We start from the raw sequence: 18,616 nt of genomic DNA on the forward strand, positions 1-18,616 counted from the left end.
AGCGGCAGCCCCTGTGCGACAGGGCCTGCGGTCGCCGTGCGCGGGCGTAGGGTGCAGCCGGCCGCAGCCCCTGGCCGGCACCGCGGAGGAGATGCTGCGCTGCAAAAAAATGAATCAGCGAACGTTACAGGCAGTTGATCGCCGTTCGATGGCTTTCGGCGACATTTCGCAGCCTGTTATCCTCACTGACCTGCTCGTGAATCATGGATTCCCTGCATGCTCCCCAGCCTGCCTCTGCTGCTGGCCCTGCCGTTCCTGATGGCAGCGGCTGTTGCGGCCTTCCCCCGTAGTTCGCGCTCGACTGCTGCCTGGCTGGCGGCGCTGGCGCCGTTGGGCGGCCTGGCCATTCTCGGCTGGCTCACCCCGGCGGTGCTCGACGGCCAGATCGTCCGCACCCTGCTGCCCTGGCTGCCGCAAATCGGCTTGGACTTCCATCTGCGGCTGGACGGCCTGGCCTGGATGTTTGCCGGCCTGGTGCTGGGCATCGGCGCGCTGGTGGTGCTGTACGCGCGGTACTACCTCAGTGCGCAGGACAACGCCCACCGCTTCTACTGCTACCTGCTGCTGTTCATGGGCGCCATGCTCGGCATGGTGCTGTCGGGCAACCTGCTGTTGCTGATGATCTTCTGGGAAATGACCAGCATCAGCTCGTTCCTGCTGATCGGCTTCTGGTCGCATCGCCAGGATGCGCGCGAGGGCGCACGCATGGCGCTGGTGATCACCGGCGGCGGCGGGCTGGCCCTGCTCGGTGGCGTGCTGCTGATCGGGCGCATCGTCGGCAGCTTCGACCTGGATGTGGTGCTGGCGGCCGGTGAACAGATCCGCGCCAGCGCGCTGTATCCCTATGCCCTGTTCCTGGTGCTGGCCGGCATCTTCACCAAGAGCGCGCAGTTCCCGTTCCATTTCTGGTTGCCGCATGCGATGGCGGCGCCGACACCGGTCTCGGCCTACCTGCACTCGGCCACCATGGTCAAAGCAGGCGTGTTCCTGCTGGCGCGCCTGCATCCGGCACTGGCCGGCAGCGACCTGTTCTTCTATACGGTGAGCGGCATCGGCGCGCTCACCCTGCTGATCGGCGCCTGGAACGCGATCTTCCAGCACGACCTGAAAGGGCTGCTGGCGTATTCGACGATCTCCCACCTGGGCCTGATCACCCTGCTGTTCGGCCTGTCCACGCCGATGGCGGTGGTCGCCGGCGTGTTCCACATCCTCAACCACGCCACCTTCAAGGCCTCGCTGTTCATGGCCGCCGGCATCATCGACCATGAGACCGGCACCCGCGACATGCGCAAGCTGGGCGGGCTGCGGAAACTGATGCCCTTCACCAGCGCACTGGCGATCATCGCCTCGCTGGCCATGGCCGGCATTCCGCTGCTCAACGGCTTCCTGTCCAAGGAAATGCTGTTCGCCGAGGCGATCAGCGCCGGCGGCACCGAGACCATGCGCATGGCGGTGTCGATTGCGGCGTTGCTGGCCGGCGTGTTCGGCGTGGCCTACAGCCTGCGCTTCGTGCACGACACCTTCTTCGGCCCCGGCCCGCACGGGCTGGACCGCGTTCCCCATGAACCGCCGCGCTGGATGAAGGTACCGGTGGAACTGCTGGTGGTGGTCTGCGTGGCAGTCGGCATCGCGCCCGCGCTGACGGTGGCGCCGGTCCTGCATGCCGCTGCCGCCTCCATCCTCGGCAGCGCCATGCCCGAGTACAGCCTGTCGGTATGGCATGGCTTCAACCTGCCGCTGGCGATGAGCGCGATCGGCGTGGTGGGCGGTATCGCCCTGTACTTCGGCCTGCGCAAGCTGATCAACCTGCATGCCGTGACCAATACCACCACCGGCCGCAACGTGTTCCATGCGCAGCTGGATGCGGTTTCCGCACTGGCCATGCGCCTGACCAACGGCATTGCCAACGGCAGCCTGCAGCGGATGCTGCTGGGCCTGGTGCTGGTCGCGATCGTGGTGGCCGCCGCGCCGTTCGTGGCGAACCCGGCGTCCCCGAACTGGACCGCGCCGCAGCCGATTCCACTGCTGGGCTGGGCGTTGTGGCTGGTGATGATGGGCTGCGCGATCGCCACGCTGCGCGTGTACAAGCAGCGCCTGCTGGCGGTGCTGCTGGTGGGCGGCGTCGGCCTGATGGTGGCGCTGACCTTCGTGTTCCTGTCGGCACCGGATCTGGCACTGACCCAGCTGCTGGTGGAGATGGTGACCCTGGTCCTGATGCTGCTGGGGATGAACTATCTGCCCGCGCAGTCCGGACCGGAGCGGCCGCGCTGGCGCAAGCGCCGCGACGCGCTGATCGCGGTCATCGCCGGTTCCGGTCTCGGCGCGCTGGCCTATACCGCGATGACCCTGCCGCCGAACACCATGGCCGGTGAGCTGGTGGCGCGTGCCCTGCCCGAAGCGTATGGCCAGAACGTGGTCAACGTGATCCTGGTCGACTTCCGCGGCTTTGATACCTTCGGCGAGATCACGGTGTTCGGCATCGCCGCGCTGGTGGTGCACGCGCTGCTGCGCCGCACGCGGATGGCCCCGGAGCAGATCATGCCCGGGCCGCCGATCAAGCTGCCGGTACCGGCCGACCTGGCGCAGATCATGTTCCCGCTGACGCTGACGGTCTCCATCTTCCTGTTCCTGCGCGGTCACAACGCCCCGGGCGGCGGGTTCATCGCCGGCCTGGTACTGGCGGTGCCGCTGCTGATCCAGTACGTGATCCAGGGTACGGCATCGGTGGAGTCGCGCTTCGGCTTCGACTACATCCGGTGCATCGGCACCGGCCTGCTGATCGCCCTGCTCAGTGGCAGTGCTTCGATGCTGTTCGGCGTGCCGTTCCTGACCAGCGGGCACCTCGACCTGCACCTGCCGCTGATCGGCGACGTGCCGCTGGCCAGCGCGATCGGCTTCGACATCGGCGTGTACCTGGTGGTGTTCGGTGGCGCCATGCTGATGCTGTCGATGATGGGCACGGTCAAGCCCTCTCGAACCCGCACCGCCCGCAAGGGCGAGATCGATCTGCAACGCCGTTCGGCCCGCACCGGGGAGATGCACTGATGGAACTGGCCCTGGCCACTGCGATCGGCGTGCTGACCGCCATCGGCGTGTACCTGCTGCTGCGGGCGCGCAGCTTCGACGTGATCCTTGGCATGACCTTCCTGTCCTACGCCACCAACCTGCTGATCTTTGCCGGTGGGCGCCTGGTGCAGGGCAAGGCACCGGTGCTGCAGGAAGGCGTCGAAAGCCACCTGGGCAACTACACCGACCCGTTGCCACAGGCGCTGGTACTGACGGCCATCGTGATCGCCTTCGCGATGACTGCAGTGAGCATCGTGCTGGCCATGCGCAGCCGCAGCGACAACCACAGCGACCACGTGGACGCGCACGAGCCCGATGACGATGCGCCGCCGCGCCAGGGCGAGGACCGCGCATGAACCATCTGGTGATCCTGCCGATCCTGGTTCCCCTGCTCGGCGCCGCACTGTCACTGTTCGTCGAGCATCGCCGCTATGGTCCAAAGGTACAGCGGACCGTGGCCTGGACGGCACTGGCGGCCCTGGCCGTGGTGGTCGGGCTGCTGTTCGCCGATACGGCAGGCGGTGACATCCGCGTCTACCTGCTGGGAGACTGGCCCTCGCGCCTGGGCATCGCGCTGGTGGCCGACCGGCTGTCGGCGTGGATGCTGCTGACCACCCTGCTGCTGGCCATCCCCTGCCTGCTGCATGCCTGCTCGGGCTGGGACCGGCGCGCGCCGCACTTCCATGCGCTGTTCCAGTTCCAGCTGGTCGGCCTCAACGGTGCGTTCCTCACCGGCGACATCTTCAACCTGTTCGTGTTCTTCGAGGTGATGCTGATCGCTTCCTACGGCCTGCTGCTGAGCGGCGGCCGTGGCCTGCGCATGCGCATCGGCCTGCACTACGTGGTGTTCAATGTCACCGCATCGACGCTGTTCCTGATCGCACTCGGCCTGCTGTACGCCTCGCTCGGCTCGTTGAACATGGCGGAGCTGTCGCAGCGCATCGCCGAGGTTCCGCCGGCACAGCTGACCCTGGTGAAGGCCACGATGGGCCTGCTGCTGCTGGTGTTCTGCGCCAAGGCCGCCCTGATGCCGCTGTACCTTTGGCTGCCCGAATCGTACGCGCGCGCACCTGCTGCGGTCGCTGCGCTGTTTGCGATCATGACCAAGGTCGGCCTGTACGCCGTGCTGCGCGTGCAGATGCTGTGGTTCGGCGAGGACGCCGGCGCGATGGCCGGATACGGACGCGACTGGCTGCTGTGGGCCGGCGTGGCCACGCTGGTACTGGGCGGCCTGGGCGCGTTGGCCGCCGCGCGCCTGCGCGTGCTGATCTCCTACCTGGTGATCGTCTCGGCCGCGACCCTGTTCATTGCCTTCGCGGTGGGCACGCCGAAGGTGCTCTCCGCCGGTCTGTACTATCTGCCACACAGCAGTTTCGTCGCTGCCGCGCTGTTCCTGGTGGCCGACCTGATCCGGCGCCGACGCGGCGGTGCCAGCGACCGCAAGGAAGTGATCGCACCGATGCCGGGCAAGGAAACGCCGGCGGTACTGTTCCTGATCGGCGCCGTGTCGGTCGCCGGACTTCCGCCGCTGTCGGGCTTCCTGGCCAAGGCCGCCCTGCTGGCCGGGATGCCGGCGCAGTACACCGGCGCGGTATGGACGGCCGTGCTGGTCAGCAGCCTGCTGGTCATCATGGGCCTGACCCGAGGGGGCATCCGCCTGTTCTGGCGCGTGCCGCTGCCCGAGCCGGACGCGCCGCCGCCCCGCAAGGCCAAGCTGCGCAGGGTCGAGCTGTTCGCTGCCTGCATCCTGCTGGCCTACGGCATCGGCATGACCCTGGCCGCCGCCCCGCTGATGCGCCATACCGACGCCACCGCCGCCCAGCTGCTGCAGCCGGGCGAGTACGTGCAGCAGTTGCGCGCGACCACACCGGAGATCCGCCAGCCATGACCGCGCAACGTTCCCTGTTCCGCCGCCTGGTACCGTCGCCCGCACTGAGCATGATGGTGGTGGCGTTCTGGCTGCTGATGTCCGACAGCTTCAACCTTGGCCAGATCCTGCTGGGCCTTGTGCTGGGCGTGGTCGTGCCGCTGTTCGCCGCGCGCCTGGACCGCGAGTTCGCCCGCATCGGCACGTTGCGCCCGGTACCGAAGCTGCTGTGCGTCACCCTGTGGGACATCCTGATGTCCAACATCCGGGTGGCCCTGCAGGTGCTCGGCCCGGAGAAGAACATCCATCCGGGCTTCATCTGGCTGCCGCTGGACATCGCCAACATCCACGGCATCGCCGCGCTGACCAGCATGATCACCCTGACCCCGGGTACGGTGTCGGCGGCACTCAGCGACGACCGCAGGTTCCTGCTGGTGCACGTGCTGCACCTGGAGGATCCACAGGCGCTGATCGACACGATCAAGCAACGATACGAAGCCCCGTTGATGGAGATCTTCCCATGACCGGTTTTGAAGTCATCCAGACCACCCTGGTGGTATGCATGCACGTGGTCGGACTGGCCATGCTGCTGGCGACCTGGCGCCTGCTGCGCGGCCCGAGCGTGCCTGACCGCATCCTCGCCCTCGACACACTTTCAGTGACTGCCATCGCCGAACTGATGCTGTTCGGCATGTACCTCAACTCGCCGATCTACTTCGAGGCCGCACTGGTGATCGCCATGCTCGGCTTCGGCAGCACCGTGGTGCTGAGCAAGTTCGTGCTGCGCCGGGACATCGTCGAATGATCACCGCGATCCAGATCGGCCTGTCGGTCCTGCTGCTGTTCGGCTGCTTCTTCATCCTGGTCGGTGCGCTGGGCCTGGTGAAGCTGTCGACCTTCTTCAAGCGGCTGCATGCGCCGACCAAGGCCAGCACGCTGGGCGTGGGCTGCGTGCTGGTGTGTTCGGTCTGCTACCACATCTTCCTCGGCCAGGATCCGCAGCCGCGCGAGCTGCTGATCACCGTCTTCCTGTTCATCACCGCGCCGATCAGTGCGCACATGATGGCCAAGGCCGCGTTGTCGCTGCTGATGGAAACCCGTCCTACCCTGCCCGGCAACGAACGGGCTGCCGAAGAGCAGCTGCCGCCGCCGGAGCCGGCGCGGAAAGAAGAGCAGAGCCCGACACGCTGATCACACGACTCCCCGCATCCACTCAGGGCGGGAATCTGCTGCCGAGCCGTGCATGGGCTCGGCGCTACAGTGCCGGTGCACCCACCAGCAGCAGTTCCAATACGAACCAGCCGACGAACGCCACCAGCAGGATCACGCCTTCGCCACGGCTGATCTTCAGGTCGCCACGCAGCATCGGATACAGCACCAGGGCAAAGGCCAGCAGCGCGGGCAGTTCCAGGCGCACGAACGATGCCGGCAGGGCCAGCGGCTGCAGCGCTGCCATCGCGCCGATCACCAGCAGCAGATTGACCGCGCTGGAGCCGAGCACGTGGCCCAGCACCATGTCGCCATGGCCACGCCGCGCAGCGGCGATGGCGGTGGCCACCTCCGGCAAGGCCGTGCCGATCGCAAGCGGCAGCAGGCCGACCAGCAGCGGCGTCCATCCAAGTGCGACGCCGAAGTCGGCCGCCGCGCCAACGACCAGCCGCGCCCCCCAGTAGAGGGCCACCACGGCCACCAGCACACGCAGCACATTCAACGGCAGGCTGGTGCGGCTCAGCGCCGATCGTGCGATGGCCGCCTGCACATCGGCGGTCTCACTGCGGCCACGGCGCATCAGCACGGCCTGCATGACGACGAAGCCGGCCAGCAGCACGACACCTTCCCAGCGCGCGAGGCGGCCATCCAGCCCGAACAGGATCAACAGAACGCCGGCCCCCAGCAGCGACCACCAGAGCACGGTCTGCAGGCGTGCGCGCAGCAGCAACGGGGCCGCGATCGCCGCGATCGCCAGGGTCAGGCCCAGGTTGGCGATGCTGCTGCCCACCGCGTTGCCCAGCGCCAGTTCCGGCTGGCCCACGGCCAGCGCGCGGGCGTTGACCACCAGCTCCGGCATCGACGTCGCCACGCCGAGCAGCAGCAGACCCGCCGTGAACGGGCGGGCACCGAAGCGCTGGGCCAGGCCGGAAACGGCCTTGACGATGGAGTCTCCGCCGAGCCCCAGCAGCAGCAGGCCAAGCAGAAACCAGGCGATGGCAATGGCGATCATCGAGCACTCCCCCAGCGGTCGTCGCGCGATTCTACGCTTGGCCCGGCCGCGAGGCTGGGCGCTGCATCAAGGATCAGCCACAACCTTCGGTGTAATCGACCTGCGGGGTCTGGCCGACCCGCCACGCGCTGACCCGGCCGTCGGGCCCCAGGGCGAAATCGATCACCGCCGCACCTTCCTGCGCCGGACGCACGCGCAGGTGCTGGGCCTTGTCGTCGTACTTGTCGGGACCGACATCGGCACGCTCCGGGTACAGCACCTGCAACTCGCCCAGGGTCATGCCGACCCTGCCGCCGCCCGGCGCGGTGATGGCGGCGCTGCGCACGTCATAGCGGACCAGCTTGCGGCCTTCGATCATCAGGCGTGGGTCATCGGCCTGCTGCGGACGCAGGAAATAGCAGTCCTCGTTGCCGTCGTCGGCCGGCAATGGCCTGCCTGCCGCATCGCTGCCCAGCCCCTGCAGCGGCGCGCCGAAGCCGCTGCGCACCTCGGCGATGCCAGCACCCAGCGCCACCCCGCCGAAACCATCCAGGCGCGCGGGGCTGTCGGCGCGGGCATCGTTGGCCGGCCGTGACGCCAGGTCCGGATCGGTCGATTGTGCCGGGCCGGTGGCACTGGCGGTCTCGGCCGGCGAGTCGCTGCCGCTGCCGGCCGCTCCCTGTTTGTCCGAACCACCGCCACAGGCGGTCAGGGACAGCAGCATCAGGCCAGCCAATGGCAGCAGCTTCATCGGTGTCGCTCCAGGAGGGATGGGCGGACGCTACCCCAGGCCGCGTGCAGGCGCTGCATTGTCATCGCTGTTTCATCGCCTTCGTTCAGGCTCGGCGTGCACCGTCCTGGCTGTCCCATCCATGCAACCGCGCAAGACCGATCTCGCCCGAACCGCGCTGCAGGCGCACCGCGCGCCGCTGGACATGCGCCAGCGCCGGTTGCTGATCCTGTGCGATGGCCAGCGCAGCGTCACCGAGCTGAGCGGGCTGATGGGCCAGGAGACGCCGGCCATGCTGATCCAGCTGATCCATGCCGGCTATCTGGAAACCGACGCCCCGCCTCCCGCGGTGGCGGCATCCGGGCCCACCCCTGCCCGGCCGCAGGCACCCGCGACCGCGGCCACGCCGATCGAGCGGCGTCGCTCGCTGGTCGCCTCACGGATCTATGTACTGGGCATCCTGGAGCTGCAGCGGCATCCGCAGGCAGCGGCGCTGTTCCGCGACCTGCAGCAGGCACGTGCGCAGACCGATGTGCTGCAGGTGCTGCACTCGGCGTTGCAGGTACTGCCCACGCTGACCTCCGAAGGCTACTGCGAACGCGTACGGCAGCGGCTGCTGGAAGTCCTGCCGCTGGAGCACTGCGACGCCTTCACCGATGCCGCATGAGGCTCATCGGAAGTTGTTGCGCAGCCCTGCCCAGCACTGCTGGTAATCGGCCTGCCGGTGCCCGGCATCAAGCGCCTGGGCGGTCGGGCGGATCACCGCGCGGGTCTCGAACATGAAGGCCATGGTGTCCTTGACCACGTCGGGCCTGGACAGATCGGCACTGGAGGCCCTGTCGAAGGTCGGTGCATCCGGTCCGTGGCCGCTCATGCAGTTGTGCAGGGAGGCGCCGCCCGGCACGAAGCCTTCGGCCTTGGCATCGTAGGCACCGTGCACCAGGCCCATGAACTCGCTGGCGATGTTGCGGTGGAACCACGGTGGTCGGAAGGTGTTCTGCGCCACCAGCCAGCGCGGCGGGAAGATGGCGAAATCCATGTTGCTGGTCCCTGCTGTGTCGCTGGGCGAATGCAGTACCAGGAAGATCGACGGGTCCGGGTGGTCGTAGCTGATCGAACCGAGGGTGTTGAAGCGGCGCAGATCGTAGCGGTACGGCGCGTAATTGCCGTGCCAGGCGACCACGTCCAGCGGCGAATGGTCGATCGGCGCGCGCCACAGGCGTCCTTCGAACTTGGCGATCAGTTCGAACTCACCGTCGAGGTCCTCGAAGGCCGCATGCGGGGTTTCAAAGTCGCGCGGATTGGCCAGGCCGTTGGCGCCGATCGGCCCCAGATCGGGTAGCTTCAGCAGGGCGCCGTAGTTCTCGCAGATGTAGCCCCGGCTCGGGCCATCAGGCAGCTCGACGCGGAAGCGCACGCCACGCGGAATCACCGCGATCTGCTGCGGTTCGATCTCGATCACGCCCAGCTCGGTCAGCAGGCGCAGCCCACCCAGCTGGGGCACGATCAGCAGTTCGCCGTCGGCATCGTAGAAGTAGCGGCCAACCATGTCCCGGTTCGCGGCATACAGATGAATGCCGACGCCGGCGTGGGCATCCGGCGAACCATTGCCGCCCATGGTGTACAGCCCTTCGACGAAGTCGGTGGGCAGTTCCGGCAGCGGCAGCGGGCTCCAGCGCAGCTGGTTCGGCGAGGCCGGCTGCGAGCCGAAATCGCACTGCAGGCGCGATTGCGCGAACGGGGTGAACTCACCATGGGTCACCGCCGGGCGGATCCGGTACAGCCAGCTGCGCCGGTTGCTGCCGCGCGGCGCGGTGAAGGCGGTGCCGGACAGCTGCTCGGCATACAGGCCATGGGCCACCTTCTGCGGCGAGTTCTGCCCGACCGGCAGCGCGCCGGCCACGGCTTCGGTGGCGAATTCGTTGCCGAAACCGGACTGGTAGCCACGGGCGGTGATGGAGGTGGGCATGGGGGCTCCTGGAACGGCAAGGCCGGAACGGAAAGCCGCCGGGCATGGCCCGGCGCTACCGCTGAGGGTGCAGGTCTGAAACGTTACAGCACGCCGCGGCGGATCTGGTCGCGCTCGATGCTCTCGAACAGCGCAGTGAAGTTGCCTTCGCCGAAACCTTCATTGCCCTTGCGCTGGATGATCTCGAAGAAGATCGGGCCGATGCAGTTATGGGTGAAGATCTGCAGCAGCTTGCGCTGGTGGGTTTCCGGATCGGCGTCGATCAGGATCTTGTTCTTCGCCAGGCGCGGCACATCCTCGCCGTGGTTCGGCACGCGCTGGTCGATCACGTCGAAGTAGGTGTCCGGCGTGTCGAGGAAATCCACACCCTGCGCACGCATCGCCTCGACGGTCTCGTAGATGTTCTCGGTGAAGCAGGCGATGTGCTGGATGCCCTCGCCCTTGTAGGCGTCCAGGTATTCGTTGATCTGGCTCTTCGGATCGGACGATTCGTTGAGCGGAATGCGCACGATGCCGTCCGGCGCGGTCATGGCCTTGGACACCAGGCCGGTCTTCAGGCCCTTGATGTCGAAGTAGCGGATCTCGCGGAAGTTGAACAGCCGCTCGTAGTAGTCCGACCACTGCTGCATGTTGCCGAAGTACAGGTTGTGGGTCAGGTGGTCGATGAAGGTCAGGCCGAAGCCCACCGGATGCTGATCGACGCCGGCGATCGGCTCGTAGTCGCCGTCGTAGATGCTGCCGGCGCTGCCATAGCGGTCGACCAGGTACAGCATGCAGTCACCGATGCCCTTGATGACCGGCGCGCCGACCGCCTTGCTGTCCGGCTTGAAGCCGATGGCCTCGGCACCGTTGCCCAGCGCGGTCTGGTAGACCTCCTGGCCCGGCTTCTTGAAGCGGATGGCGAAGCCGCAGGCGCACGGACCATGCTTTTCGGCGAAGTCGGCAGCGAACGAATCCGGGTCTTCATTGACCAGGAAGTTGACGTCGCCCTGGCGATAGACGGTAATCGGACGCTGCTTGTGCCTGAGCACCGCCGTGAAGCCCATCCTGCGGAAGTAGTCGTGCAGCTCCTGGCCGCGGCCGGCCGGGGCAGCAAACTCGACGAACTCGAAACCATCGATGCCCATCGGGTTCTCGAAGGTGGTGACTTGCATGCCCGGATTGGGATGCGAGGAGGGCTGGACTGCGGTATTCATGGCGGGGCTCCGAATCGGTACCGCATCGGTACAAACCAGGTGCGGGCAGGTAACGACCCGGCGAGAATGCAGGGTCTGGACCCAACCCTTATAGTTACACTTGAAACCACCAGCAAGGTGCACCGCAACATGAGCCCCGCCGATCCCGCTTCGACACGCCTGCGTGCATCGCACGTCCTGCTCGACCTGGAACAGTTCCTGCCTTACCGGCTGAGCGTGCTGTCCAACCGGGTCAGCGGCAACATCGCCAAGCTGTACGGTGATCGCTACGGTCTGGCCATTCCGGAATGGCGGGTCATCACCATCCTGGCGCTGTATCCCGGGTCGTCGGCCAGCGAGGTCTCCGACCGCACGGCGATGGACAAGGTGGCGGTCAGCCGCGCGGTGGCGCGCCTGCTCGAGCGTGGCTTCATCAAGCGCGAGACCCATGGCGACGACCGTCGCCGCTCGGTCCTGGCCCTGTCGGCAGCGGGCTTCGAGGTGTACGAGACCATCGCGCCGCTGGTGATCGAGATCACCCGCAAGCTGATGTCGGTGCTGAGCGAGGAGGAGGAACAGCTGCTGGAGACGCTGATCCTGCGCCTGGCGGGCGATGGCCTGGAACGGATGGGCGAAGGCGTCTGAGGCGTGCCGCCGGGGCTCGGCCCCGGTCTCAGGACAGCACGGTTCAGCTCAGGTGCTTGCGCCGCGCATGGATCCACGGCACTGCGAGTGCACCGATCGCGCCACCGGCAAAGCCCAGCGACGCGGCAACCGTGGCCGCTTCGACCGCCCCCGGCAGAGCCAGCGCGGCAGCCACCAGCAGCAGCGACGGCACGCCGACGAAGGTGCCGAGGAAGAAATGCCAGCGCGGCGACCACGTGTTGAGCTGCAGCAGGCTGACCGGTTGCCATGCTTCGCCGGCTGCGTCTTCGGCCATCTTCGCCACCACCTTGCCCAGATCCACCTCGGGCAGCGCGCGTCCCTGGCGCGCGGTCGCCAGCGCCTCGGCAACGGCGTCCACGGGCGGGAACGCGGACGGCCATGGCACCGGTGCGGGCACCCCGTACGCCGTCAACAGCGGCACGCTCAGCCATGGCGCGACCAGTGGACGCATGCGACGGCGAGCGTGCACGCACCAGACCTGCGACTGGCCATGCGCGACCACGCTGTACAGCGCCAGCTCGGTGGCCGCCGGATAGCCCAGCATGGTCACCCGCGCGGCCAGGCTGTCCTGCCCCACGGCACGCAGGAAGCCCGCGCGGCTGCGCCCCTCCTGCATCCACGCCACGCCCAGCGCCCCGACCAGAAAGGCTTCGGCCACGTCCCTGCCGCCCGCAGTGGCGCGTTCGTCACTGGCCAGGTACCACGCCAGCGACTTCGGTTCGGCCACATCCGGCAGGCCCCAACGGCTGTCGTCGCCCAGCACATGACGCACCGGCAGGCGTGCGGCCGCGGTCTCGCCACGTTCTCCCGGCTGCAGGAACGGCAGCACGCCCTGGATGAAGTTGGACAGCTCGATGGCGCGTACGCCGTTGCCCTGCCATTCCGGCGGCAGCAGGCCGGCCAGCTGGCCCTGCGACGCCAGCGCATCGAGTCGCGATTTCTGTTCCACCAGCGTCTGCACCGCGCCCTTCAGCACGACGTTGTCAGGCAGTGCGATCTGCGGCAGGCGATGGTGCGGCGGGGCCGCTTCGGGGGCACTGTCGCCGATGCCGACGTCATCCAGCAGTGCGTCCTGTGCCGGCAGGGTCACGCCCTCGCCAGCACCACCCTCGCCCAGGCTGCTGGCAGGATCGGGCAATCGTTCGGCGTGGTCGCTGTGCATGGGCGTTCCGGTAGGGTGCGTCGACGTCGGGTCGACCGGGAGCCTTGCCGGTAACGGCGTGCGTGCGATGAAATTGAGGCGGCGATGCTGGGAATGTGACGGCGCGCGCATCCGCCGGGCATGGCCCGGCGCTACCGATCAGGCGCCCACTGCTTGAGGAAGGCCATCACCTGCGCCGGCAGGTAGGTCTCGCCCCTGCGCATTGCCGCCGTTGCCTGCGGTGCCAGCAGGGTGCCGTCGGCATCGAGCACCAGCAGGTAGGGGTAGTCGCGGCCCATCTCCGGGAACTGGCCGAGGAAAGCGCTGTTGGGCTTCTCGTCGCTCTCGTTGACCTTCACCCACACGTAGTGGGCATCGCGGAAACGGCGCAGGTCGCCATCCCCCTCCACGATCTGGTCCAGCGCATGACAGCGGTCGCAGCCGGCGTTGCCGACCTCGAGGATGATGCGCTTCTTGCCACGCTGGGCTTCCACCTTGGCGGTGGCCAGATCGTCGGCGGGGTCGCGGGCCGGGTCGAACTGTGCACTGAGCCCGGCGATGGCGGCGATATCCGCCGCCACCGGGGTGTTGCCCGAGGCCACCGGTTCGCTGGGGTCAGCGACCGGTGGCTCGGTGGGACGGGTATCCAGTGGCTGCGTCGGCCCGGTGGCGGCGGGTGGCGGGGGTTGCGAACACGCGCCGATCAGCGCCGCACAGACCATCCCCATCGCACCACCGAGCTTCGTACGCATGCCAGCTACCCTCTCATCACTTGACGCCGTGCATCAGCTTGTTGATCAGCGGGGCGATCAGGAACAGCACCACGCCGGAACCGATCAGGGCCCAGAAGCCGAAGGTATACCCCTTCAGTGCCGAATCGATCGTCATGCCGCCTTCACCACTGACGGCGCCGGCGAAGATGCCCGACAGGTTGTTGCCGATGCCGGTGGACAGGAACCAGCCACCCATGCCGAAGCCGACCAGGCGGACCGGGGCCAGCTTGGTCACCATCGACAGGCCGATCGGCGACAGGCACAGCTCACCGACGGACTGGATGACGTAGACCATGAACAGGGTCCAGAACGGGATCTTGCCGTCCACGACCATCTGCGACAGGGCAAACATCAGCAGGGCGAAGGCCGCGCCGTTGAACAGCAGGCCCAGGCCGAACTTGCGCGGGATGGACGGGTTGGCGCGCCCCAGGGCCACCCAGATCCAGGCGATCAGCGGCGCCAGGGTGATGATGGCCACCGAGTTCACCGACTGGAACCACGCGGTCGGGAAGGTCCAGTTGCCGAAGTCACGGTTGACGATGTTCTCGGCCAGGAAGGTGAACGAGCTGCCGGCCTGTTCGAAGAACATCCAGAACATGACGTTGAACGCGAAGATGATCAGCATGGCGATCACGCGGTCGCGCTGCACCTTGCCCTCGCGGATGCCTTCGACCAGCAGCAGCACGGCCAGCGCAGCGAACATCACGCCCAGGATCCAGGCCAGCGCGGTGGCGCCGGTCGCCAGCAGGAAGTAGGCGACCGGGATGGCCACCAGCGCGCCTACCAGCACCATCACGATGCGACCGAAGCCTTCGGCACCGGCCGGCGGTGCGCCGATGCCCTTCAGGCCGGCCCGGCCGATGTAGAACCACACCAGCGAGATCAGCATGCCCACGCCGGAGGCGATGAACACGACCTTGTACGACGGCATTTCCGAAGTGCCGAACACCTTGCGGGCCAGGTACTCGGTCAGCACCGGGGCGATCATCGCGCCGATGTTGATGCCCATGTAGAAGATGGTGAAGCCCGAATCGCGGCGCTCGTCCTTCAGGCCATACAGCTTGCCGACCATGGTGGAGATGTTCGGCTTGAACAGGCCGTTGCCCACGATGATCGTGGCCAGGCCGAGCTTGAACAGATGCTCTTCCGGCAGCGAGATCATGAACAGGCCGGCCGCCATGATGATCGCGCCGGTCAGGATCGAGCGCTGGTAGCCCAGCACCCGGTCGGCCACGTAGCCGCCGAAGATCGCCGCCGCGTACACCAGCGCCAGGTAGGCACCGTAGATGCGGCTGGCATCGCCCTCGCCGGCGGCGTTGCCGTTGTAGAACTGGGCGACGATGTACAGCACCAAGGCCCAGCGGATGCCGTAGAACGCAAAGCGTTCCCAGAACTCGGTCATGAACAGCATCCACAGCGGGCGCGGGTGGCCCAGCGTGGTCTTGAAGTCCGGCAGCGCCGGCTCCGGGGTGTTCGCAGTGGCGTTTACGCTCATGCGGGATTCCTGGTTCGGTGGATGACGAGCACGTCCGATGTGCAATGGAGCAACGCGCGAGGATCACCGACTTGTGGCGTTCACGTCAAATACACGCCGTTTGAGGCAGGTGCCCGCCTGCTCGCTGAACTTGCATCTGAAACGATCCAGCCGCCGGCCGGGATCCGGATGAATGGGGATCAGCCCAGCTCCGGCGGGGGCGCGGCCTGCAGCGTGGTCCGCACCTGGAACAGCTCGGGGAAGAAGGTCAGCTCCAGCGCCTGGCGCAGGAAGCCGACCCCGGACGAGCCTCCGGTACCACGCTTGAAGCCGATCACCCGCATCACCGTACGCATGTGGCGGAATCGCCAGAGCTGGAAGGCCGTCTCCAGGTCCACCAGGTCCTCGCACAGCGAATACTCGCGCCAGTAGCGGTCGGTGTCCTGGTAGATGCGCTCGAAGACCGGCTGCAGGGCGTCGTCGGCCACATGCGGCTGGGTCCAGTCGTGGGTCTCGTACATCGCCGGCACGGCGTGGCCGAAGCGGGCCAGGTACTTCAGGAATTCCTCGTACAGGCTGGGTGCCTCCAGCACGCTACGCAGCTGCGCCTGCCCGGCCGGATCATGCTCGAACACCTGCAGCATCTGCGCGTTCTTGTTGCCCAGCAGGAACTCGATGTAGCGGTACTGCAGCGACTGGAAGCCCGAGGAAGGCCCCAGCACGTCGCGGAAGCCCATGTACTCGGACGGGGTCAGGGTTTCCAGCACCGACCACTGCTCGGTGAGCTGGCGCAGCACCTGCTTGCTGCGGGCCAGCACCTTGCGGCACTGCCAGACTTCATCGCGCTGCAGGAAGCCGATGGCCGCGCCAAGCTCGTGCCCCAGCAGCTTCAACCACAGCTCCGACGTCTGGTGCTGGATGATGAAGAGCATCTCGTCATGGTGCGGCGGGTTGGACAGCGGCTGCTGGGCACTGAGCAGCTGGTCCAGCCGCAGGTAGCCGCCGTAGGTCAGCCGGCCGTGCAGGTCGGTGTGGATGCCGGCTTCGAGATCGCGTTGGTTGTTGTCGACGGACATGGGCGGGACCAGATCGGGGGCGGCAAGGGTAGCGCGTTGCCGCCGCGCTGGCAGCCGGAGGGTCCATACCGGGCCGTGCGGTGAGCCGTGGATCACCCGGCAATGGCGGGCCCGCGCGTGGAACCGTTTGCGACGTTGCGCCGGCAGTCAGCCGGAGGCGTATTCTGATGCTATGCAGCAACGACTGAATACGTTGTTGTTATTGGCCCTCCACCCGCCGGCAGGGGTACAACGGGGAATCGCCGTGTTGCGCCGCAGGAAGGCTATTTCGTACGCGTTCCTTAACATGGCGATTCATATCATTTGTAACTTCTCTGTCGAAGGTGCAGTACGCGATGACGGTTGCCGCTGAATTCAAGATCGAATACTTGCAGTATCTGGATGCGGACGGCACGCTCGTCCGCGACGACCTGCCCGCATCCCTGAAGGATCCGCGCGTCCTGGTGCCGCTGTTCAAGCAGATGCTGTACGTACGCACGTTCGACAGCAAATCCATCGCCCTGCAGCGCACCGGCAAGCTGGGTACCTATGCCGCCTGCCTGGGTCATGAGGCGGCGCACGTGGGCATCGGCGCCGGCATGCGCGAAGGCGACGTGCTCGGCCCGAGCTACCGCGAGTACGGCGCGATGTTCATGCGTGGCGTGCGTCCGTACGACGTGCTGATGTACTGGGGCGGCGACGAGCGCGGCAACGACTTCACCGGCAATGCGGTGAAGGACTTCCCGTTCTGCGTGCCGATTTCCACACAGTGCCTGCACGCTGCGGGCGCCGCGCTGAAGTTCAAGCTCAACAACGAGCAGCAGGTCGCGGTGGCGGTGTGTGGCGATGGCGGCAGCTCGAAGACCGACTTCTATGCCGCACTGAACTCTGCCGGTGCCTACAAGCTGCCGCTGATCCTGTGCATCGTCAACAACGGCTGGGCCATCTCGGTGCCGCGCTCGGCGCAGACCGGCGCCGAAACGCTGGCACAGAAGGGCCTGGCTGGCGGCCTGCACTGCCTGCAGGTGGACGGCAACGATCTGATCGCGGTGCTGGCGGCGATGGAACAGGCGCGCGAGCGCGGCCTCGCCGGCGAAGGCGGCACCGTGCTGGAACTGATGACCTACCGCCTGTCCGACCACACCACCGCCGACGACGCGCGCCGCTACCGCGACGACGCCGAAGTGAAGGATGCCTGGACCCGTGAGCCGATGCTGCGCCTGCGCAAGTACCTCACCGCCCAGGGCGTGTGGAGCGAGGACGAAGAAAAGGCCTGGGTGGAGCAGTGCGGCGCCAGGGTCGACGAGGAAGTGAACCAGTACCTCAATACCCCGGTGCAGCCGGTCGAGGCGATGTTCGACTACCTGTATGCCGATCCGCCGCCGGATCTTCTGGCCCAGCGCGCGGCCGCCATTGCCCTGGAGCAGCGCCATGGATGACATCAAGACGGGCGCTTCCGCTTCCCAGGCCAATGCCGCCGACAGCGCTGCTGTCGCCGGTGGAGACATCGCAATGACCGCTACCCCCATCACCCTGATCGAAGCCATCACCCAGGCGCTGGCCTGGGAGCTGGAACACGACCCGTCGGTGCTGGTGCTGGGCGAGGACGTGGGCGTCAACGGCGGCGTGTTCCGCGCCACCGCCGGCCTGCAGCAGCGCTTCGGTGCGCAGCGCATCCTCGACACCCCGCTGGATGAAACGACCATCGCCGGCCTCACCGTCGGCCTGGCCGCGCAGGGCATGAAGCCGGTGGCCGAAGCCCAGTTCGATGGCTTCGTCTACCCGATGGTCGACCACATCATCTGCCACGCCGCGCGCCTGCGCACCCGTACCCGTGGCCGCCTGCACTGCCCGATGGTGCTGCGCGTGCCGTGGGGCGGTGGCATCCGTGCGCCGGAACACCACAGCGAAGCCAACGAATCGATCTTCACCAACGTGCCGGGCCTGCGCGTGGTGCTGCCGTCCAGCCCGCAGCGCGCCTATGGCCTGCTGCTGGCCGCCATGCGCGATCCCGATCCGGTGATCTACATGGAGCCCAAGCGCATCTACCGCCAGTACAAGGAAGTGGTCGTCAACGACGGCGAAGCCCTGCCGCTGGACGTGTGCTTCGTGCTGCGCGACGGCACCGACGTGACCCTGGTCGCCTGGGGTGCGCAGGTGAAGGAAGCGCTGGAAGCGGCCGACAAGCTGGCTGGCGAGGGCATCAGTGCCGAAGTCATCGACGTGGCCACGCTGCGTCCGCTGGACTTCGCCACCATCGCCGAGTCGGTGTCCAAGACCGGCCGCTGCGTGATCGTGCAGGAGGCCCCGAAGACCGCGGGCTTCGGTGCGGAAATCGCCGCGCGTCTGGCCGAGGAATCGATGTACGACCTGCTGGCCCCGGTCGAGCGCGTTACCGGCTACGACACCCACATTCCGCTGTTCCGCCTGGAGATGAAGTACCTGCCGAGCGTGGACCGGATCGTGACCGCGGCCAAGCGCGCGGTGGCGGCAGGCTGAC

Annotated in this window: 18 protein-coding genes; 10 read left to right on the plus strand and 8 right to left on the minus strand. The window is 67.2% G+C overall.

The features are described from left to right. Positions 1-216 precede the first annotated feature (216 nt). Genes ABE543_RS04065 through ABE543_RS04090 form a run of 6 tightly spaced genes read left to right on the plus strand, consistent with a single transcriptional unit; the run spans position 217 to position 6,124 of the window. Complete coding sequence (locus ABE543_RS04065; RefSeq protein ID WP_065174372.1) at positions 217-3,045, plus strand: monovalent cation/H+ antiporter subunit A; 2,829 nt, start codon at positions 217-219, stop codon at positions 3,043-3,045. Beyond that, positions 3,045-3,422: a Na+/H+ antiporter subunit C gene (locus ABE543_RS04070; RefSeq protein ID WP_053515553.1), complete on the plus strand. Its 378-nt coding sequence runs from the start codon at positions 3,045-3,047 to the stop codon at positions 3,420-3,422. Before ABE543_RS04065 ends, ABE543_RS04070 begins: the two co-directional genes overlap by 1 nt. Then, a complete protein-coding gene (locus ABE543_RS04075) occupies positions 3,419-4,954 on the plus strand; it encodes a monovalent cation/H+ antiporter subunit D (protein WP_128988919.1) in 1,536 nt (511 codons plus the stop codon). Before ABE543_RS04070 ends, ABE543_RS04075 begins: the two co-directional genes overlap by 4 nt. Then, positions 4,951-5,457 carry a Na+/H+ antiporter subunit E gene (locus ABE543_RS04080; protein ID WP_262101382.1) on the plus strand — a complete coding sequence of 169 codons (507 nt, stop codon included), beginning with the start codon at positions 4,951-4,953 and terminating at the stop codon, positions 5,455-5,457. Before ABE543_RS04075 ends, ABE543_RS04080 begins: the two co-directional genes overlap by 4 nt. After that, on the plus strand, positions 5,454-5,738 hold the full coding sequence (locus tag ABE543_RS04085; protein ID WP_053515548.1) for a K+/H+ antiporter subunit F: 285 nt from the start codon (positions 5,454-5,456) through the stop codon (positions 5,736-5,738). Before ABE543_RS04080 ends, ABE543_RS04085 begins: the two co-directional genes overlap by 4 nt. Next, positions 5,735-6,124, plus strand: coding sequence for a Na+/H+ antiporter subunit G (locus ABE543_RS04090; protein WP_053515546.1), 390 nt, complete (start codon positions 5,735-5,737; stop codon positions 6,122-6,124). The genes ABE543_RS04085 and ABE543_RS04090 overlap by 4 nt, the downstream gene beginning before the upstream one ends. Positions 6,125-6,188: 64 nt before the next feature. On the opposite strand, the gene ABE543_RS04095 is transcribed toward ABE543_RS04090, so the two are convergent. Together ABE543_RS04095 and ABE543_RS04100 are read right to left on the minus strand one after the other, a co-directional pair. Then, positions 6,189-7,154 carry a sodium:calcium antiporter gene (locus tag ABE543_RS04095; RefSeq protein ID WP_065181526.1) on the minus strand — a complete coding sequence of 322 codons (966 nt, stop codon included), beginning with the start codon at positions 7,152-7,154 and terminating at the stop codon, positions 6,189-6,191. A gap of 73 nt (positions 7,155-7,227) precedes the next feature. Next, the gene (locus ABE543_RS04100) at positions 7,228-7,884 is read right to left on the minus strand and encodes a hypothetical protein (RefSeq protein WP_065174370.1); all 657 of its coding nucleotides are present in this window, start codon (positions 7,882-7,884) and stop codon (positions 7,228-7,230) included. 121 nt (positions 7,885-8,005) lie between these two features. On the opposite strand from ABE543_RS04100, the gene ABE543_RS04105 reads away from it, so the two are divergent. Further along, positions 8,006-8,530 (plus strand): hypothetical protein, encoded by a 525-nt coding sequence (locus tag ABE543_RS04105; protein WP_346475335.1) that lies wholly within the window; start codon positions 8,006-8,008, stop codon positions 8,528-8,530. A gap of 3 nt (positions 8,531-8,533) precedes the next feature. Here ABE543_RS04105 and hmgA read toward each other — a convergent pair whose 3' ends face one another. Further along, entirely contained in the window at positions 8,534-9,832 is a 1,299-nt protein-coding gene (gene hmgA, locus ABE543_RS04110; RefSeq protein ID WP_346475336.1) for a homogentisate 1,2-dioxygenase, read from the minus strand. 83 nt (positions 9,833-9,915) lie between these two features. Then, positions 9,916-11,028, minus strand: coding sequence for a 4-hydroxyphenylpyruvate dioxygenase (gene hppD / locus ABE543_RS04115; protein ID WP_346475337.1), 1,113 nt, complete (start codon positions 11,026-11,028; stop codon positions 9,916-9,918). A gap of 129 nt (positions 11,029-11,157) precedes the next feature. Between hppD and ABE543_RS04120 the strand changes: the two genes are divergently transcribed. Further along, positions 11,158-11,652 carry a MarR family transcriptional regulator gene (locus tag ABE543_RS04120; protein ID WP_065174367.1) on the plus strand — a complete coding sequence of 165 codons (495 nt, stop codon included), beginning with the start codon at positions 11,158-11,160 and terminating at the stop codon, positions 11,650-11,652. A gap of 43 nt (positions 11,653-11,695) precedes the next feature. Here ABE543_RS04120 and ABE543_RS04125 read toward each other — a convergent pair whose 3' ends face one another. From ABE543_RS04125 to ABE543_RS04140, 4 genes are all read right to left on the minus strand, one after another. Then, positions 11,696-12,835, minus strand: coding sequence for a hypothetical protein (locus tag ABE543_RS04125; protein WP_164151947.1), 1,140 nt, complete (start codon positions 12,833-12,835; stop codon positions 11,696-11,698). A 131-nt stretch (positions 12,836-12,966) separates the two neighbouring features. Then, entirely contained in the window at positions 12,967-13,566 is a 600-nt protein-coding gene (locus ABE543_RS04130) for a thioredoxin family protein (RefSeq protein WP_053519849.1), read from the minus strand. A gap of 16 nt (positions 13,567-13,582) precedes the next feature. Next, positions 13,583-15,082: an oligopeptide:H+ symporter gene (locus tag ABE543_RS04135; RefSeq protein ID WP_053519850.1), complete on the minus strand. Its 1,500-nt coding sequence runs from the start codon at positions 15,080-15,082 to the stop codon at positions 13,583-13,585. Positions 15,083-15,261: 179 nt separating this feature from the next. Further along, on the minus strand, positions 15,262-16,137 hold the full coding sequence (locus ABE543_RS04140) for a tryptophan 2,3-dioxygenase family protein (RefSeq protein WP_053519851.1): 876 nt from the start codon (positions 16,135-16,137) through the stop codon (positions 15,262-15,264). Between the two features lie 335 nt (positions 16,138-16,472). Between ABE543_RS04140 and pdhA the strand changes: the two genes are divergently transcribed. Together pdhA and ABE543_RS04150 are read left to right on the plus strand one after the other, a co-directional pair. Next, positions 16,473-17,555, plus strand: coding sequence for a pyruvate dehydrogenase (acetyl-transferring) E1 component subunit alpha (gene pdhA, locus ABE543_RS04145; protein WP_277381156.1), 1,083 nt, complete (start codon positions 16,473-16,475; stop codon positions 17,553-17,555). Then, positions 17,548-18,615: an alpha-ketoacid dehydrogenase subunit beta gene (locus ABE543_RS04150; RefSeq protein WP_053519853.1), complete on the plus strand. Its 1,068-nt coding sequence runs from the start codon at positions 17,548-17,550 to the stop codon at positions 18,613-18,615. Before pdhA ends, ABE543_RS04150 begins: the two co-directional genes overlap by 8 nt. Position 18,616 lies beyond the last annotated feature (1 nt).

This window comes from Stenotrophomonas sp. TWI169, assembly GCF_039674705.1.
Lineage (GTDB): Bacteria > Pseudomonadota > Gammaproteobacteria > Xanthomonadales > Xanthomonadaceae > Stenotrophomonas > Stenotrophomonas maltophilia_P.

Bases quoted from the DNA above. Each gene is read 5' to 3' on its own strand.
- ABE543_RS04065 (WP_065174372.1), top strand. From the start codon at position 217: ATGCTCCCCAGCCTGCCTCTGCTGCTGGCCCTGCCGTTCCTGATGGCA.
- ABE543_RS04070 (WP_053515553.1), top strand. From the start codon at position 3,045: ATGGAACTGGCCCTGGCCACTGCGATCGGCGTGCTGACCGCCATCGGC.
- ABE543_RS04075 (WP_128988919.1), top strand. From the start codon at position 3,419: ATGAACCATCTGGTGATCCTGCCGATCCTGGTTCCCCTGCTCGGCGCC.
- ABE543_RS04080 (WP_262101382.1), top strand. From the start codon at position 4,951: ATGACCGCGCAACGTTCCCTGTTCCGCCGCCTGGTACCGTCGCCCGCA.
- ABE543_RS04085 (WP_053515548.1), top strand. From the start codon at position 5,454: ATGACCGGTTTTGAAGTCATCCAGACCACCCTGGTGGTATGCATGCAC.
- ABE543_RS04090 (WP_053515546.1), top strand. From the start codon at position 5,735: ATGATCACCGCGATCCAGATCGGCCTGTCGGTCCTGCTGCTGTTCGGC.
- ABE543_RS04095 (WP_065181526.1), bottom strand. From the start codon at position 7,154: ATGATCGCCATTGCCATCGCCTGGTTTCTGCTTGGCCTGCTGCTGCTG.
- ABE543_RS04100 (WP_065174370.1), bottom strand. From the start codon at position 7,884: ATGAAGCTGCTGCCATTGGCTGGCCTGATGCTGCTGTCCCTGACCGCC.
- ABE543_RS04105 (WP_346475335.1), top strand. From the start codon at position 8,006: ATGCAACCGCGCAAGACCGATCTCGCCCGAACCGCGCTGCAGGCGCAC.
- hmgA (WP_346475336.1), bottom strand. From the start codon at position 9,832: ATGCCCACCTCCATCACCGCCCGTGGCTACCAGTCCGGTTTCGGCAAC.
- hppD (WP_346475337.1), bottom strand. From the start codon at position 11,028: ATGAATACCGCAGTCCAGCCCTCCTCGCATCCCAATCCGGGCATGCAA.
- ABE543_RS04120 (WP_065174367.1), top strand. From the start codon at position 11,158: ATGAGCCCCGCCGATCCCGCTTCGACACGCCTGCGTGCATCGCACGTC.
- ABE543_RS04125 (WP_164151947.1), bottom strand. From the start codon at position 12,835: ATGCACAGCGACCACGCCGAACGATTGCCCGATCCTGCCAGCAGCCTG.
- ABE543_RS04130 (WP_053519849.1), bottom strand. From the start codon at position 13,566: ATGCGTACGAAGCTCGGTGGTGCGATGGGGATGGTCTGTGCGGCGCTG.
- ABE543_RS04135 (WP_053519850.1), bottom strand. From the start codon at position 15,082: ATGAGCGTAAACGCCACTGCGAACACCCCGGAGCCGGCGCTGCCGGAC.
- ABE543_RS04140 (WP_053519851.1), bottom strand. From the start codon at position 16,137: ATGTCCGTCGACAACAACCAACGCGATCTCGAAGCCGGCATCCACACC.
- pdhA (WP_277381156.1), top strand. From the start codon at position 16,473: ATGACGGTTGCCGCTGAATTCAAGATCGAATACTTGCAGTATCTGGAT.
- ABE543_RS04150 (WP_053519853.1), top strand. From the start codon at position 17,548: ATGGATGACATCAAGACGGGCGCTTCCGCTTCCCAGGCCAATGCCGCC.